This is a genomic window from Algibacter lectus (assembly GCF_004368925.1).
Lineage (GTDB): Bacteria > Bacteroidota > Bacteroidia > Flavobacteriales > Flavobacteriaceae > Algibacter > Algibacter lectus.
Window position 1 is genome coordinate 108,054 of sequence record NZ_SORL01000001.1, and the last position, 18,219, is coordinate 126,272.

Consider the following 18,219-nt stretch of genomic DNA (forward strand, 5'->3'; position numbering starts at 1 on the left):
TATATTTATGAGTCAAGTAATCACCTTTGGAGAAGTTTTAATGCGTATTTCACCTCGTGGACACAAAAAATTTATTCAATCTAACATGGTTGAATTTTATTTTGGAGGCACCGAATTAAATGTTGGAATTTCAATTGCTAATTTTGGAGGTAATGTGAGACATATTAGTGCGGTATCTGACGATTTTATTGGAGAAACGGCATTATCTTATATTAATAAATTTGGTGTAGATACCTCGTCTATAAGTTTATCTAAACGTCCGTTAGGTGTTTATTTCTTTGAAGTAGGGGCTGTAATGCGCCCAAGTAATATTTCGTATAATCGTTCGCACTCTTCGTTTTCAGAGATTTTACCTTCTATGGTGAATTGGGAACGTGCTTTAGACGATGGGAAATGGTTTCATTGGACGGGAATTACACCTGCATTAACCCAAGGTAGTTTTGATACTTTAAAACAAGGGTTAATTTTAGCAAAAGAAAAAGGACTTACTATTTCTGCCGACCCTACATATAGAAGCGGATTATGGAAATATGATAAGGATCCAAAAGAAGCTTTAACAGAATTACTTCATTATTCTACCATTTTTATAGGTGGTATAAATGAAATAAATGAAGTTTTAGGTACTGAATATAATTACTCTAACGAGGCTTTTATTGAAGCAAGTAAGCAATTGATAAAAGAATTTCCTTCCATAGAAAAAGTTTTTGATAAAATTAGAACTTCTGTAAACGCATCTTGGCATAAAATACGTGCTAGAATGTGGAATGGTGTTGAATTTAGAGAAACTGAAGATTTAGATATTACACACGTTGTAGATAGAATAGGTACAGGAGATGCTTTTGCAGCTGGACTTATTTATGGTTTACAAAAACTGGACGATGATTATAAAGCCATAGAGTTTGCAAGTGCAGCCTGTGCTTTAAAACATACATATGAAGGTGATGTAAATTTAGCAACAGTAAAAGAGGTGATGGGGATTTTAGGAGGAAACACATCAGGACGTTTAACTAGATAATGTTGGGTTTTATTCTGAATGAAATAAAATAAGAATACTTATTTATAATATAAAATGCTAATTGGCTGCTCTTTGGAGTGGCCTTTTTTTGTTTATATGGCTTACTAAATTATTTGATTTCTTAATTATTTGAAGGGTATTGAGAGAATATGATAATTATCATAGTTGATTTTTGCTAATTACAATAATTTTATAGTATCAAAATAAGTAGTCATGGAAGTTAAAAAGAACCCACAATTAGAAATTGGTCGTAATAGCAGTTTATATTTCGCTATCGGACTTAATTTGATGTTATTCTTGTCTTGGCAAGCCTTAGAATTTAAGACTTACGATGCACAAGATGAAATTGCAATGGATGTTTTAGACATGGAAGTAATCTATGAGGACGATATTCCTATTGTAAAAGCAGCTACACCTCCACCTCCGGCAGCTGCTCCGGTTGTAATTACGCAAACGATTGAGGTAGTAGAAGATATGGTTGATATTGAAGAAACTGTTTTCGAAAGTACAGAAACAGGACAAGATGATGCTATTTCAGAACACATTGTAGCAGTAGGTGATGTTGTTGTTGAGAAAATAGAAGAAGAAGCAGAGGTTGCTTTTGCCGTAATTGAAGATGTACCTGTTTTTCCTGGATGTGAAGGTTTAGATAAACAAAAAACAAAAGATTGTTTCCAGAAAAAAATGCAAGAGCATGTGGTTAAAAACTTTACTTACCCACAAGCAGCATTAGATATGGGGATTCAAGGTCGTGTATCAGTTATCTTTATTATAGATTCTAAAGGTGTTACCACTAATATTCGTTCTAGAGGTCCAGATAGAATTTTAGAAACCGAGGCCGAACGTATTATTGGTAAGTTACCAAAAATGGAACCAGGCAAGCAACGTGGCAAACCCGTAAAAGTAGCCTATGCCGTGCCAATATTCTTTAAATACGAGGGTTAATAATAAAAGCCATCAAGTTATAGTCAAGCAGTCTAAAATATTTTTTAGGCTGCTTTTTTTTTGTAAATTACAATTCAGCATAAAAAAAATACAGTTCGGTAATTCAATTTTAAAAAACACGTAGTTCTGTTCGATATTTGTACTATCAATAACCAAAACAAGAACAATTATGGAACAATGTATTATTAAAATTAGAGGCAGCGATTCAAAAAAAATAACAAAAATTAAAGTAAATTAAGTATACCAATCTATTAAAAACAAAACATGGCAAAATCAGTAAAATATATTATAGTCACTTTTATCTTAGGGTGTTTAGTGTTTTTAATAGGAGGCTATTTATATAATGAGTTTGAGTTTAAAACTTTTAACGATTTATTAATCAGTTTTGTTTTTTATCAGCTTTATGCCTTTGTTTTAGGGTATTCAAATATGTTTTATTTCGATTATCTAGAGAACAGAACCTGGAAACAAGGTATGTATTTAAAACGTATAGCCATTGGTATAGCCGGTTCTACAGTAATAACTCTTATTGGTCTCTTTATTATGCGAGCCGTAACCAATGTCTTTTACTTTGGGAGCACCTTTAGTGTCTTTTTAGCTAACCAAAGATGGCAAAATTATCAGTTTGGTTTATGGATTACCTTAACTATCGTTATTGGGTTTCATGTGGTGTTTTTTTACAACCGCTATCAACAAAACCGAATAAAAGAACAAAAGGTAATAGCAGGTACCGCAAGCGCAAAGTTCGATGCTTTAAAAAACCAGTTAGACCCACATTTTTTATTCAATAGTTTAAATGTATTAAGTAGTTTAATAGAAGAAAACCCGGTAAATGCTCAAAAATTCACGACTTCTTTATCTAAAGTATATCGTTATGTTTTAGAACAAAAAAGTAAAGAATTGGTAACCGTTAACGAGGAACTTAAATTTGCAAAAACCTACATGTTACTGCTTAAAATGCGTTTCGAAGACAGTATAGTTTTTACAATGCCCGAAATGGCTAAAAACCCAGAAAGCAAAGTCGTGCCGCTATCTCTGCAACTATTATTAGAAAATGCGGTAAAGCACAATATGGTAACAAGTAGCAAACCATTGCATATTAAAATTTACGAAAGCAACGGCAACCTAGTGGTAGAAAATAATTTACAACCCAAACAAATAGTAAAAAAGAGTACAGGTGTAGGTTTAAATAATATAAAACAACGCTACAAACTCTTAACCAGTAAAACAATACACATTAATCAACAAGCGAGCACCTTTGCGGTAAGCATACCGATGCTCACAAAAAAAACAACAATCATGCAAACACAAAATACACAAATTAACGATCAATATTTACGCGCACGCAATCATGTAGACGAATTAAAAAGTTTTTATTACAGCCTTTTATCATACTGTTTAGTAATTCCTTTTCTAATTTTCGTGAACTATAAAACTTTTTGGAATGTACAATGGTTCTGGTTTCCAATGCTTGGCTGGGGTCTAGGTTTATGCATCCATGCTTATCGAGTATTCGTAAAGAATGGCCTTTTTGGTAGCAACTGGGAAAAACGCAAAATCGAAGAATTTATGCGTAACGAACAAAATAAGTAGAACAATATTGAATCAAATTTTTTTAATTTTAAACAAAACATCATGGAAAGAATAAACAACAATATCGATAATAATTTTGAAAACGAAGATGCTTACTTACGTGCAGAAAAACGAGTAAAAGAACTTAAAGGTTTTTATTCTCATGCCTCATTTTACGTGATAATAAATCTTTTTTTAATAGGTATGGTAGCCTTCAATTCTGGTAGAGATTTATGGAGTTTTGGAACCTTTAGTACTGCTTTTTTCTGGGGTATCGGTTTGTCTTTTCACGCTTTGGGCGTATTTGGTAAACATGCCTTATTCAGTAAAAGTTGGGAAGAACGTAAAGTTCGAGAATACATGCAAAAAGATGAAACCAAATGGGAGTAGTATAAACAAAGTTCAGATTGTTTAAATAATTTGGACGTTACCCAAGGGTCGGGCTTTCCGCTATATCTTTTTTGGCGTTTGGTTTCCATGAACAGTTGTTAACTTAAAAAGAAACCTTATTTTTAAAGTAAGCATTGGTTTTAAAACACCAAAAAAGGATGCTGCATCAATCCCTAACGCTGGCCAATCAGCTAAGTAAAGTGTCAATTAAAATGATGTTATGTGTGTGTAGAAATCATACATTATCATTAATTAGAAAATAAAAATCAACCTATGAAAGTCATTATTATAGAAGACGAAAAACCATCGGCACGCCGACTTCAACGTCAACTAAAAGTATTAAATATTGAAGCCGAAACTATGCTTCATTCCGTAGAAGAATCAATTGAGTGGTTTCAAAATAATCCACATCCTGATTTAATATTTTTAGACATTCAATTAAGCGACGGACTTTCATTCGAAATCTTTGAAACAGTAGAAATTAAAAGCGCTGTAATTTTTACTACAGCTTATGATGAGTATGCTCTACAAGCCTTTAAATTAAATAGCATTGATTATTTATTAAAACCCATTGACGACGACGATTTAGAGGTTGCCGTAAAAAAGTATCAAGAACGTGCTCCGCAAAAACAAGGCGTTACCTTAGATTTTGACGACATTAAAAAATTGCTTGTTAACCCAATAGATCGCGTTTATAAAAAGCGCTTCTCTATAAAAGTAGGGCAGCATCTAAAACTTATTAATATAGATGATATTGAATGTTTTTATAGCGAAAACAAAGGCACTTATGCGCATACTACAGAAGGCAGAAATTACCTATTAGATAGCACGCTAGATCAATTAGAAGACGAGCTAGAACCACAAACCTTCTTCCGAATAAATCGAAAATTCTTTGTAAACATTAATGCCATAAAAGATATGGTGAGTTACACCAATTCGAGGTTGCAAATTAAGTTACAGTCTTATAACGAGCAAGATGTTATTGTGGCACGCGAACGCGTAAAAGATTTTAAAAACTGGTTGGAGTAGAGGTTATCTCGAAAATAAGATAAGCTCAAGTTATTCCGTTATTAAAGCAATTGTTTTAACAATATCACCATTGTAAACTATCTCTAAAGTTGCTTTTTTATTAGATAGTTTTTCAAGATGTTTTACTTCAATGTTAAATGTTGAGTTGGCATCTACTAAAAAGTGCTCAGTTTTAGATTCTATTTTGTAATTGTCTTTTCCTGTACCTATTATTTTAATTGCGCTAATAAAACTACCTGTATTACCCTTTTTATTTTTAACGGTAATAGATGTATTGCCGTTTGTTTGTACCTTTATTTGTTTAGGAGTAACGAGTTTCGAAGCAATTAGGGGTTTTCCTTTAGGTTTGTCCTTATTATATACCTCCATGTTAAGTTGTCTGCCGCCAGCTCGCTTTGGAGATCCGGCCGCAATATAAATACCTTCACCAGATAAAATAGCTTGAGAGCCATGTCGAGGGTAAAGCATTGGTGCTTTATTTGTCCAAATCCCAGTTTCAGGATTATAGGCTTCTACAATTTTAAAAGCAGGACCTTTTTTCTCGCCTTCGCCACCCATAACATACAACTCGTTGTTAAAAGCCATGATGCCCGGCGCAGCTCTAGGTGTTGGTAAATTATTTTTTAAAGTAGACCATGTTTTTGTGTCAAAATTATAAGTGTCCACAACATCAATTAATGGAGAAAAAACACCACCTTCTCCACCAGATTTTCTGCCACCAGCAGCATAAAGTGTATTGCCGATAACTGCGGCATGAAAGTGATCTCTTTTTTGAGATGCATTTTCTAAAACCGTCCAGGTGTTTGTTTTTGGATTATAGGTGTCAAACCAATTTACGTAACCACCATTATGGCCTATAGTATTCCCGCCAATTAAATAAAATGCATTGTTGTAAACAACCAAACCTGCACCTCCACGTCTACGATTTTCTGGAATTTCAGGACCTTTTATCCATTTATCGGTTGGTGGATGGTATAGCCAAATAGCTTCTTCAGGTGTTTCTTTAGGAAAAGCGTTGGTTTTAAATGCACCAATAACCCAAACAAAACCTTGATACAAGGTCGCCTGAAAGTGGTTAAACTCTTTTGGCGCTTTAGTGGTTGCCTTTTTCCAGGTGTTATTTTTAAAATTGTATAATTCTAAAGTTTGTGCAGATTCTCTTCCTCCAAAAAGTATAAAGTTATCACCGGCTTGTACAAAAGAGCATTCGTGTCGTGCAGTATAGTTTTCATCTTCATCTTTATCAATCCATTGATCTGTAATTTTTTTTGAAGTTTGTCCGTTTATTAAAATAGGAGCCAAACAAAAGACAAAACGGAGTAGAAGGTTTCTAGAGAAATCAATTTTCTTCATAATTTAAAAATAAAACACATTGCTGATTTTTCAAATTTAAGAATAACTAATACTGCTAGGAAATATTATGTACGTATTTTTTGATATAAGAAAGAGAGTGTCCTGTTTTAAGTTAAGCTAGTGTAGAATAACCAGAAAACTTAAAGGATGTATTTAAACTTAAAATGTAATTTTAAAAAATAAAATGAGGGTAGATAAATTTACAAGATTTTGTAATACTTAAATATAATCGTCTTTGTTATTGGTGTTAAAGTTTACGCTTTTGTAAAAAGGGCAAAAAGCAGTTATACTGGCAAAGGCGAACATAAATGAAATCGCAATAAGTACTATACCAATAAGACCTCTAATTTCACCTAAAAAAAATAAAGATAACAGGAGTATGGCTACAATAAACCTTACGAGTCTATCGAAATTACTCATGTTTTTTTTGAGTTTAATCATAATTATAAAAGTTAGTTCGGTATTTAGGGGAAACAAACTTAACTATTTATTAAGGATAATGAAGCTTTAACTTACGTTTTTGTGATGTTTTTTCTCTTTTTTGTTTGTTTAACGGATTTATTTAGAGGTAAGTACGTTATTTAATTAAGAATGGGTTTAGAAAACAATTACCACAACAGATTCAATCTGCAAGAAATATTTATATTTTTACTTCACAACATAATAAGGTGTCAGTAATGTTTACTTGGGTTTTCTATTGAAATTTATTTTTATGAAAACCTTTGTAAGAAATAGAACCAATAATTTATTACATTTCAAATGATGAATCTTTTCAATAAACTTTTTAAAAATCAATTAGGGAACGATAATGTTTTTCCAAAAGAAGGTGATGATGGCATCGTAAATATTGAAAATGATACAATTATTTGTGAAGGGAACCATGGTATATATAGTTGTGTGGTGAATTTAAATGATCTGCAATATGCTTACATTGTTATAGGGCAGAACAATTTGGTGAGTCTTTTTCTTTTTGATTATCATCAAAATTATATTCCCGTAAATTATAAAGGATTTAAAAACGTTTATGAAACATTATCGAGTAGGTTTAAGTTTAACGATCCCGTATTTTTTGAAAGTATCAATAAAAAGGAAAAATTTAAAAAAGTAATATGGAGGAAGCAACAGAGTCCTACATACCAGATTCTAGCAACAGGCTATAATGATTATGCAGATGGGTTTGAAATTCAATCTCCCAGAAAGCAATTTATAAACTGGAACACCACGTATAGTGAACTTGAGAAAAGTGAACATGTCTTTTTTCAAAAATCACCTTATAATCAGAGTATACTGAAATTTAAATATCCAATTCGTATCGGTAATATTTTACTTAATGATTTTGGTTCTTATTTTGATAATAAGCGAAAGGATGTTGCTGTTTTAAACTTCTATACTCACTGTTTTGATAACCAGGGAACGGATAGAAGTTATAATGATTTAAAGGAAATCTTAAAAAGAGATCTAAACTTGGATAATAAAAATTATGGTTATGAAAGAGACGATCAAAAAAACATCCACTTCGGTTTTAAAGGAATTAATTTGTCTATTTGCTATACTTACGATAGTGATTGGCAATTTAATGGTGGTTATACTTCTTTATCTATTGAAAATAGGAGGGGATATCCCGAATTGTTAATGGATATCGATTATGAAAAGCATTTAATAATTTCTGAAGCGTTAGTGTTTGATAAAAAAGTAAGAACTCCTACCGATTATAAACGTCATGTGAGGATAAAGCGTAGACCAAAGAAAATTAGTGAAGTGTTTAATGAAAGTGCTGTAATTTGGGTAGATAGAGAAAATGAAAAGATAGGTTTTTCTTCTAATGAATTTGCTCAAGTATTTAGAACAAACGAAATAGAATCGTTTTGTGTGCAGAACGTGCTACCTGCAAAGGGTAGTGGAGGTGCGTATCTTGAAATTGTACTTAATAACGGAAAGCATAATTATGCAATTTTTAATCAAGCATGTTCATTTTTTGATGCTTATGCCGAACAAATTGAAAAGCTAACCGGGAAGAAGTTGGTCTTCGCTGAAGCGTATCACGATTGCTAGTTTTTATTCTAATTGAAATTTTTGTTCCGAAGTTTTTCAAAGTAAAAGCATTGAAAAATTATTAAGCATTGAGAATCTAACGTTTTGATGGTTAAATGATATCGGTTACAAATTAAATCAATAGCATTAATGGGTTATCGGTTTCTGAAATATATTTGAGGTACAAACCATCAAATAAAATTATGACTTTACAAGACTACATTAATTTAGTGCTTTCCGTATTAGGTGTTTTTTCAATAATAATTATTATAACTAGAGTTTTTGGTTTAAGAACCTTTGCTAAAATGTCTAGTTTCGATTTTGCCTCAACTATTGCAGTTGGGTCTGTTTTGGCGTCCATTATATTAAATAGTAATTATTCTTTAGGGAAAGGAGCTGTTGCGTTAATCGCTATTATTGGTTTTCAAACCTTATTTTCTTATTTAGTTCGGAAAATAGATTTCTTTAAAAGATTATTTACAAACAAGCCTCAAATTATTATGTGGAATGGCAAAATTCTTCACAAAAAACTAAAGGCATGTAATGTTGGTAAAGACGATTTAATTGCGAAACTTAGAGAAGCAAATGTGCACGACTTTAATGAGGTGAAAGCTGTTATTTTTGAAAGTACTGGTGATATTTCTGTAATTCATAATAACGAACAAAAACCTGTTGATGCTGAGGTATTGGTAGATGTGAGTAAAGAAGGCTTGCATTGAAATAATTAAAAAACTAATATATAGTAGTATTGGTGTTTTATTTATAGCAAAGACTATTGACTGAATTAAAGTATCTTTGTTAGTAAGAACGTACATATTGAATAAACACTTAAACAATGTAGAGCTATTTTTAAGAGGCTCCAATTTATATAGAGGTATTAGGCTAACTACTGCAGTAGTTACACCTTTGGTTATTATGTATATTTTGGGGTATGCTGAGTGGGCTCCATCTGTAGTGGTTGGTGTGTTTTTAAATGCACCAGGAGACATTCCGGGGAGTTTAAAAAGAAAGGTAAATGCCATTTTAATTAGTATTGGCTTAACCATGCTGGTTACTTGCACAATTCTATTTTTTAAGCCTTACTTAATGCTTTTGCTAATTGCAATGGCTATCATATCATTTGTGGTTTCGCTTATATCGGTGTATGGTTTTAGGGCTTCGTTAGTTTCGTTTTCTGGTTTACTATCCATGGTTCTTGCTCTTGCAGTTCAAAAGGAAAGTCCTCAAGAAATTTTTAATCATATCGGGCTTATGGGTATTGGTGGACTTTGGTATTTATTTGTATCGTTCACCTTTCAGAAATTAGCACCTAAAAAAGATAATAATCAGTTACTATCGGATACGTTAGCTCTTATTGGAGAATATTTAAAATTAAGAGCGCGATTATTAACAAAGAAGAATAAACGTGAAACGCTGATAAAAGAAGCTTTAGTACTGCAAACACAGATTAACGAAAAGCATGAAACTTTGAGAGAAGTTCTATATGTTGAAAGAAAGAAATCTGGTCGTTCTCACTATGACGAAAAGCAACTATTAATATTTATATCGACCATAAATATATTTGAACTTATTGAAGCAAAGCATTTAGATTATAACGAAATTGATAGGTTGTTTATTGATAAGAGAGAATTTCTGAAAGCATCTAAGAATTTGAATAAAGTGTTGGGGAACCATTTAATAAAATTATCAGATTTACTTATTCAAAAACGAAAAATCCCGAATAAGAATGTTCTGTTAGATGCGCTTGCAAAAGCTAATGATGCTATTTCCGATTATGTTGATGATGTTACGCTTCCACAAGCTAGAGAAGGTGCATTGGTTTTAAAAAACTTATACGATTATCAAGAATTATTACTGGAAGAAGTAAGAGCTATTCGACGTGTTATGGCTAATGTTAGAGAGGCTTCTAAGGTGTCATTAAAACGACAAGATGCTAGCCAGTTTTTAACTTTACAAGAATATAGGTTAAACGTTATTATTCAAAACCTTAGTTTTAGTTCTAATTTATTTCGACATGCGCTACGTTTTACCGTGGCAGTGATGTTTGCGTTTGTACTTGGTACTGTTTTAGAAATCCATAATACGTATTGGATTGTTTTAACCATTTTGGTTATTATGCGTCCTAATTACGGCCTAACGAAAGAGCGTTCTAAAGACCGTATTATTGGTACGCTTATAGGTGCCACCGTTGCTATTAGTATTGTATTGTTAACCCAAAATGTTGTGGTTTATGCCACAATGGCGATTGTATCACTCATCTTTGCATTTGCATTAATTCAAGAGAATTATAAATTTGCGGCGGCGTTAATAACAATCAATGTTATTTTTGTTTATTCGCTTATAAACCCAGATGCTTTCGAGGTTATTCAATATCGTGTTACCGATACTATTATAGGAGCAATAATTGCTATAGTAGCGAACTATTTATTATGGCCAAGTTGGGAAGTTAACAATTTAAAAGACGTACTTCTTGATGCTGTAAAAAAGAACACTAGTTATTTGCTCGCAACAAAGGATTTATACCATGCTAAAAAACAGAATCAATTGGCTTATAAAGTCGCTAGAAAAGATGCTTTTTTAGCCATAAGCAATTTAAATGCGGCTTTTCAAAGGTTAACGCAAGATCCTAAATCTAAACAAAGAGAATTTCAACTTATATATAGTTTAGTAACTTTAAACCAAACAATGGTTTCGGCTACAGCTTCTATAGGTAGTTTTATTGTTAATCACAAGACAACTTCAGCTTCTAAAGAATTTGATGTTATGGTTTTTAAAATAGCTGATACATTAGAAATGTCTTGTGCTATATTAGAAGGCAAACCTACTATCAAACAAAGTGATGCGGAGTCGATTAAAGAAGCTGAAGATGTACTACTGAAAACGTTTCAGCACCTTTCTCATAAAAGAGATAAAAATATTAAAAGAGGTAATACTGAAATTAGTACCAGAGATATGCATCATCTACAGGAAGCTTATTTAATACCAAATCAACTTATTTGGTTGAAATCATTATCTGAAAACTTAAAAAGGGCTACGCGTAAATATATTGAAGCAGTTTAGGTTGTTTTTTGAAAAAAAAAGTTTCTTTTGAGAGTATTAAATGAATACAATTAAAAAGCCACTTTCTAAATTTATAGAAAGTGGCTTTTTAATATTCAGTTGTTGAGGTTCTCTAAATGATTTTCCGAAACACTCAATCAAAACTAATCATCAATCCAACCCATAATAGCATTAGCTACAAATCTAGGTTCTGGTGGTAACGAGTAAATATCTTTCTCGTAATTTTTATTGTAAGGCGAGATATTCATAATATTTCCATCAACAACTAAGGTACTACTTCCTCCTGGATCAAACCCCATAGCTTTATCCATGCCATATTTTAGAAGAATATCAACCATATCAAAATGAGTAGCTCCAACCGATTCTCTAATTCTTCCATTAACCATAAGCACCATAAGCTTACCTTCTTTTGTAATCCCTACGGCAATTTTTGGTCCGCGCATATCTGTGAAATCTAACCTAGCGGCTTGCGTTTTAATAGAGTTAGAGGTTTTCCAACCTTCATCTTCCATATTTAAAATTTGCTTTCCGCTATCAATTAGCATAGGGCCAGCTTCAATAGCATATGAAATCTCATCCCATTTAAAAGGATTGTTTTTTGGTTCTAATAATTGAATATCTAAAGGCATGCCTTCTTTAAACATCGTGCTCGAGAAAATGTTAGAAGGAACAGATAAAGTGATGCCTACAGAAATAGCAGGAACAGATTCACCTGCTTTCGTTTTAATAATTTGTTTTACAGTATTTCCTGCAATTCTGATAATAACATTTCCATTTCCTTTAAAGGTTTCTTCGGAATATGATAAATCGTAAAAACAAGCTTCGGAATCGCTATGCTTATTATAGTTTTTCGAACTGAAAACAATATTTTTTTGTTTGCCTTTTACAATTAAACCAGCTTCACAATTTACTTTCCTGATATCAACATCGCCATTTTTATAAATAATAAATGCAGGTTTATTAAATAGTGGCGGACAAAACACCTTATTGTTCATAATCAATAAACCTAAAGGAGAACCAATATAGGTTTCAGGTAGTCCAAGTTTGCCTACTAACTCAGGATTTAAAATATAGCCACCATTCCAAGCGAGTTCTATTTTATTTGGGTTTTTGCTTTTCTGTTTATATTCCTTTATTAGAGCAGGTACATTTTTAGGTTCCTTATTTGCAATGTGTGCCGCAAATTTCCATTTATGTTTTTTTGTGTCAATCTCGGCTAATACGCCACTCCATGGTAGTCCATCGCTATAAACGCCACCAGCGAAAGAAGATTTTACTTTTTCAACGGTTTTCGTTTTTTTAAGACCTTCTTTTATTTGTTCAAGAAGTTTAACAATTGGGGTTCCGTTTTCTATGGCATCAGTAGAAATTATTTTAAGTAATTCTTTTTCTCCAATAGTATTTTTCAGTGCATTAAAATCATCACTCTTTAAAGCTAAATTGAAATCTTTCGCTGTTTGTATTGGAGTAGGGTATGCTAAAGTGGTTCGAACAGCTGCTGGTACAAATTGAATAAAACCACTATCTTTTGGTATGCCCATAATTTTGGCAGTCATTTCATATAAAACCTTGCCAATATGGAAGTGATCAATTTCTATAATGTCAGTCATCATCGCAGAATATTCACCGTTGGTTATTAAAAAACCATTTGCTTCTTTGATGTCTCTTAAAATTTTGATGGCTTTTGGTCCCATTTGCGGAAAATGTACACCTTCCGACCATTGTTTTGTTTCAACTATTTGAACAACGCCTGCTTTATATAGTAAACCCAATTCTGGTTCTTTGCCGCTTTCTAAATATTCTTTAATATTGGCGCTAGAAAACCACTTGGTTATTCTCGGCTCATGGATAAATATGTATATCTTTTCTAGAGAATCTACATTACTTTGTAGCACTTCTTCTGTAAGTTCTTCTTCTATAGTTAATTTTAATTGAGCACGAATAGGTTGCAAAACAAAATATTCTAACTCATGTTTAATGTATCGTCCCGGGAAGTATCCTTTTGGGACATTCTTTTTTAAATTGGTGGTTAGAATTTTTCGATCATCGATACCCAAATATTTACTGTTGGTTAGTTGAAAAAGAGCCAATTCCCAATCTGCGAAAAATTGTGGAGCCAAAGTTAAATCGGCTAAATGCTGAGGTTTAAAAATATCATTATAAATCATATTCACTAAGCCTGTTACTTCCTGATAGGTAAAAGCTTGATATGCGAATGATTTTTTGTTTCGATGTCTATAGGTTAGAGCGTGATCATGTCTCGTTGAAATTTCACCATCTACATATTTAAAAATATCATCAATAGCATTGTAGTATTTATGGATCTGTTGCAAATTAGTATTTACTAAATCAGGAATGTCGTTTTCCATCATTCTGGCATAACGCATTACTTTTCCTTTTACAAGCTGCTCTTCAACCCTAAAAAAGCTAGGGTCTATTAAAGATTTTAAATACAGCATAAAAGATAAGCGGCCATATCCTGGTAAATAATGCCTCGTTTTTTTATTCAGAATAGCATTTAAATCTTCATTTTCAAAATCAACAGATTTTTTATACTCTTTTAATAAGGTAACAACTTGCGTATTATCTTCACTACCTAGAGCATCAAGCTGTAAACACATGCGCTCAAGAATATATCGCATGTTTTTTTCTAAAGACTCTATGCTGTAGCGCTTGTTAATTACACTTCTATTATGTGTAACATCTACCATTCGGTTTTGAGGATAAAATACATGGTCACATATTTTTTCAGCTAGTAATTTAGGTACTTTAGAGCCTTTAAACTCTAAAACGTTTAAGCGCAGAGATTCATCTAAGTGTCTACCAATAACTTGGTCGTAAACTTCTCTTGGTTCATACTGTCTACAAAATATAGGTGTTCCGCAGGCTGCGGCTTCTATAATAGGTAGGCCACGTCCTTCGGTTTGGCTTGGTAATAAAATTAGAGAAGCAACATCGTATAGTTGTTCAATATTTAAAGGTTTCTTATATTTTTTCTTAAACTCGTTTTTATCAAATTCACTAAATAAAAAGCCGAGTAATACGCGGGATTTATATTCCTTCGGAAGTTCTTTAAGGAAATTTGTAAAATCTTCTTTTAAATCGCGATAATAATTTTGCTGACCATGAGGAATAGGGCCAGAAACTATGAGTGATAATTTTAATTGCGGATTAGTAGTGAATTTCTCTGCAAAAGAATCGTAAGAAAACAACCTTTTAATAAGCTTAAAGTTAAGTTCAATAGATTTCCTACTAATCACTCGTGTAGGTTGTAGAAATACGATGTTGTTGTTTACAAAATCGAAATTTTTAATGGTTTTATGTCCTAAAAGTATAGGTTTTAGCGAGCGCTCACTATCTTTATGGTGAGCAGCAGTATGTACGGTAATGGTGTCTTTTTCATTTGCAAATATGGTAGAGACTTGCATAAACGCTTTTATAATATCGCGTTTACTCATTTGGTGCATTTTGGTGTCTACAGCAGTCCCGAGTAAGGCTACATTTGCAGGGTTATGACCATTGATATTAATAAGATGCTCTTGCTGCATTTTGTTAATATTCACATTCATCCAAGAACGACTTTCCCATGGGTAAACCATTTCTATAACAGAGAAAAATTCGCCAATATGTGCATTATGAAAAAAGAAATCTCTTGGCCCTTTTTTTAAACCTTTCTTTACAATGTCTTCCTTTCTATTACCGCCTTCCCAATAAAAATCATGATTGTTGTTTATTACAGGAATACCTAAATATTCCGAAATTAAAACTGTGGCAAGCGCTAGAGAAACATTTCCTGGATTGGAGCAAACATTAATGAGATACAACAGCGAAATATCGTTTTCCTCAATGTAACTTCCCAGTTTTTCGACTAAAACTAAAACCTCTTTCCAGAATTTTCCAATAAGTGCATTGTAAGCCTCACTGCCACGTTCCATTTTTATATTAAAGAAGTCTTCGTATAGCGGCCAAGCATCAAAGGCTTCCATTTCTGGAATTACTTTTTTAAAAGCGCCATTAGGGATTAGCTCATCTGCCTCGTCCTTTATATCTCCGGCAACAAAGTGAATGGGAATATCGGGATATATGTTTTTAAAGATTTTGGCATATTTTTCCGTTTCTACCGTAATACCATCTATGGTAAAGTAAAAGGTAAGAAACGCAACACCACCTTTTTCAATTTCAGCATCGAAAGTAGAAGCCTTTCCTTTGAAGGCCGATGCAAAATTTTGTTCTTTAAATTTATCAATAAATAAACCGAGGTCAAACCAAGTATTTATTTTTTCATTTCTTAATGTATTTAATATGTTAGGTATTCTCGCTGTTTTATTATTAATCATTATTTGTTTTTAAAATTTAAATAAACTGCTTAATTTCTCTTCTAGTACATCATAAGAAAAATACTTTTTTCCTATCTCAAAGTTATATTCACCAATTTCTAGACAACGTTGTGGGTTGTATATAATGTCAGACATCTGTTGCACGCTCTCCGGAGTTAAGTTGCCATCTTCAATCATTACGGTTTCAAAACCTTTATTACCAATATCTTGCATGTAAACCGGTTTGTAGTTATTCACAAAAATTGGCTTTTTGGCAAGTACAGTTTCTACAAAAGCATTCCCAAAACCTTCATAAGTACTAAAGTAGGTTGCTGCTCTACCGTGGGCATAAACGTCCGATAGGTCTTTATGATCTAAAACCTTATCTGCAGCAAATATTATTTGGCTCGATAAATTAAGTTGATGTATCTGGTCTATTAATTCATTATAATATTCCTTATTTTCATCATCATTATTATTACCGGTAATAACAAGTTTTAGTTTCTTATCATCCAGTTTATCAATTAAAGAAATAGCAGTTTCAATACCCTTACGCCTCACAATACGGGTAACTTGTAAAAGCGCAATTTCATCTTCGGTAATACCTAAGTCTTTCAGGAAAAACTGATTTTCTGGAGTTGGCACGCCATAAATGCGATTAAAATCCATAACATTCGGCACTAAAGTAGCATCTATGTTAAATCTATTTTTAAACGTTTCAACACCAAACGTATTAATAACGGCATGCTTTACGTCAGGTAATAGCAAGGGGAAATTATCATCCACATATTGGTTAATTTCCGGATGAGCCGATATATAGCGCTCACCACGTTCCCAGTGAAAATCATGATCATGAGTTACAATAGGCAGGCCAGTAGTTTTAATCAGTTTTTTAATAGCCACACCCATAGAAAGATGGCAGGGTAGTGCCGATGCGTTTTCAGAAAGTAGCACCTCAATTTTTTTGTCACCTACCCATTTAACCATCGCATCATGAATCATATTCGAAGCGCTCTCAACATGCTCCAACAAAGGTCCAGGGTCTTTATCCGGTTCATAAAAAGCTTTGCGCTGTCCCCATTCAGCCTCTACCGAAAAAAACGATAAAGCGGGAAACAAGTAATCATGGTCGTAATCCATAGTCCACGACTCAAATTCTCCAGACATAATAAACACCTCATGTCCCAATTTTTTTAATACATCAATCCATTTCTCAGTTTCTAGCGCAACACCGTCCACGCCGCCAATTCTACCAATAATAATACCTATTCGCATGTTCTATAAATAAAGGTTTGTATCCTTTAAATATAGGTTATAGCTCAAAAAATTAAAAGGTTTTCAGGTAGAGCGTTGTGTAAATTATCACTTCAAAAATTTAAGCTACCATAAATTATGTGTTTTTAAATTTAAACCTCTAATCTAGATAAATTGATAATTGAATATTTTGAGTTTATCATAAAATGTTGTGTTTTAATCATCTTTTTGTGCATTTTCGTAATTAAAATTTAAGTTTTAAAGAAAAACTGTAAAAAAAGAATAAATTGGTTGAGTTAGGTTGTTGTTTGGGCGTTACTCTAGCTACACCTTCTAGTGGTATAGCTAGAGTCGGGCTTTCACTACTCGCTTTTTTGTGTTGCATAGGTGCAACCACACAAAAAGAGCTCAAACATGCCGTTCAATCCCTAACGCAGGGCTAGTTTGCATAATCACTTTTTAAACCAAAATATAGTTTTAGTTTACAAAACGTATAATGTTATATATAATAGGTGTAAACTAAAATAGGGGAGAAGTACTATCGAATCACTAGATACCTATTATATAGGTAGACATAAAAAGAGAAAACAATAAAATAGTTGTACCTATATATAAGGTAGTAAATAATATCAAAACTAAAATAAACACATGTCTCTATATATAAGGATGAATTAAGTCATCATTTTATTTAGTTGAAATTAAAAAAAATGAATCCTATTAGTTCTAACTAGTCTTAAAAAAATGAACAAAAAGCACAGTAGTACATAAAAAAACATAATTACAAAATAAAAAATACAGGTAAAATGAGTGTTTCTCTGTATAAAGGAATATAATATCACTACCGATTGTATTAAAAAAAGAGACAGTTAAATTAAAATTCACCCTAAAACGGGATAAAATACAGAGTATAATAAAACCGTTAATTAGTCATAACGATAAACACAGATGTAATATCAAAAGAAAGTTGTAATGTAAATCGCTGGTAAACATTTATTTAAAATAAACTTGAAAAATACTTCATAAAAAAGGTTGTCAGAACCAAAAAGGGATCTATATTTGCACCCCGCTAAAAAAGGTAAAACTTTAAACGGGTAACGTTCATAAACAGGTTGATTGATTAAGATTTTAAAAGCGGTAAAAAACTTTTAAAAAAAGAATCAAAAAACATTGTGAGTTTCAGAAAAGGTTGTAAGTTTGCAGCCGCTAAAAACGGCAACGTAATTAGCTATAAAGTTCATAAGTATATTGTTTAGT

12 protein-coding genes are annotated in these 18,219 nt (G+C 32.4%); 8 read left to right on the forward strand and 4 right to left on the reverse strand.

The window, feature by feature from the left end:
* Positions 1 to 7 precede the first annotated feature (7 nt).
* From DFQ06_RS00560 to DFQ06_RS00580, 5 genes are all read left to right on the forward strand, one after another.
* Complete coding sequence (locus DFQ06_RS00560; RefSeq protein ID WP_042501566.1) at positions 8 to 1,015, forward strand: sugar kinase; 1,008 nt, start codon at positions 8 to 10, stop codon at positions 1,013 to 1,015.
* A 213-nt stretch (positions 1,016 to 1,228) separates the two neighbouring features.
* Complete coding sequence (locus DFQ06_RS00565) at positions 1,229 to 1,960, forward strand: energy transducer TonB (protein WP_074940231.1); 732 nt, start codon at positions 1,229 to 1,231, stop codon at positions 1,958 to 1,960.
* Between the two features lie 264 nt (positions 1,961 to 2,224).
* A complete protein-coding gene (locus tag DFQ06_RS00570; RefSeq protein ID WP_133965420.1) occupies positions 2,225 to 3,553 on the forward strand; it encodes a 2TM domain-containing protein in 1,329 nt (442 codons plus the stop codon).
* Positions 3,554 to 3,595: 42 nt separating this feature from the next.
* Positions 3,596 to 3,922: a 2TM domain-containing protein gene (locus DFQ06_RS00575; protein ID WP_042506737.1), complete on the forward strand. Its 327-nt coding sequence runs from the start codon at positions 3,596 to 3,598 to the stop codon at positions 3,920 to 3,922.
* 273 nt (positions 3,923 to 4,195) lie between these two features.
* Positions 4,196 to 4,951 carry a LytR/AlgR family response regulator transcription factor gene (locus DFQ06_RS00580; protein WP_042501572.1) on the forward strand — a complete coding sequence of 252 codons (756 nt, stop codon included), beginning with the start codon at positions 4,196 to 4,198 and terminating at the stop codon, positions 4,949 to 4,951.
* A gap of 30 nt (positions 4,952 to 4,981) precedes the next feature.
* Here the strand turns inward: DFQ06_RS00580 and DFQ06_RS00585 are convergent, their stop codons facing one another.
* Both DFQ06_RS00585 and DFQ06_RS00590 read right to left on the reverse strand, forming a co-directional pair.
* Complete coding sequence (locus tag DFQ06_RS00585) at positions 4,982 to 6,304, reverse strand: Kelch repeat-containing protein (RefSeq protein WP_133965422.1); 1,323 nt, start codon at positions 6,302 to 6,304, stop codon at positions 4,982 to 4,984.
* 219 nt (positions 6,305 to 6,523) lie between these two features.
* Positions 6,524 to 6,745: a YgaP family membrane protein gene (locus tag DFQ06_RS00590; RefSeq protein WP_042501579.1), complete on the reverse strand. Its 222-nt coding sequence runs from the start codon at positions 6,743 to 6,745 to the stop codon at positions 6,524 to 6,526.
* A gap of 318 nt (positions 6,746 to 7,063) precedes the next feature.
* Here DFQ06_RS00590 and DFQ06_RS00595 point away from each other — a divergent pair, with 318 nt between their 5' ends.
* The 3 genes from DFQ06_RS00595 (at position 7,064) to DFQ06_RS00605 (ending at position 11,395) form a co-directional block, all read left to right on the forward strand.
* Positions 7,064 to 8,356: a hypothetical protein gene (locus DFQ06_RS00595; RefSeq protein WP_133965424.1), complete on the forward strand. Its 1,293-nt coding sequence runs from the start codon at positions 7,064 to 7,066 to the stop codon at positions 8,354 to 8,356.
* A 182-nt stretch (positions 8,357 to 8,538) separates the two neighbouring features.
* Entirely contained in the window at positions 8,539 to 9,054 is a 516-nt protein-coding gene (locus DFQ06_RS00600) for a DUF421 domain-containing protein (RefSeq protein ID WP_042506740.1), read from the forward strand.
* 97 nt (positions 9,055 to 9,151) lie between these two features.
* Entirely contained in the window at positions 9,152 to 11,395 is a 2,244-nt protein-coding gene (locus DFQ06_RS00605) for an FUSC family protein (RefSeq protein ID WP_235833451.1), read from the forward strand.
* Positions 11,396 to 11,538: 143 nt separating this feature from the next.
* On the opposite strand, the gene DFQ06_RS00610 is transcribed toward DFQ06_RS00605, so the two are convergent.
* Positions 11,539 to 15,732: a phosphodiester glycosidase family protein gene (locus DFQ06_RS00610; protein WP_133965426.1), complete on the reverse strand. Its 4,194-nt coding sequence runs from the start codon at positions 15,730 to 15,732 to the stop codon at positions 11,539 to 11,541.
* Between the two features lie 9 nt (positions 15,733 to 15,741).
* Entirely contained in the window at positions 15,742 to 16,986 is a 1,245-nt protein-coding gene (locus tag DFQ06_RS00615; protein WP_133965428.1) for a glycosyltransferase, read from the reverse strand.
* Positions 16,987 to 18,219 lie beyond the last annotated feature (1,233 nt).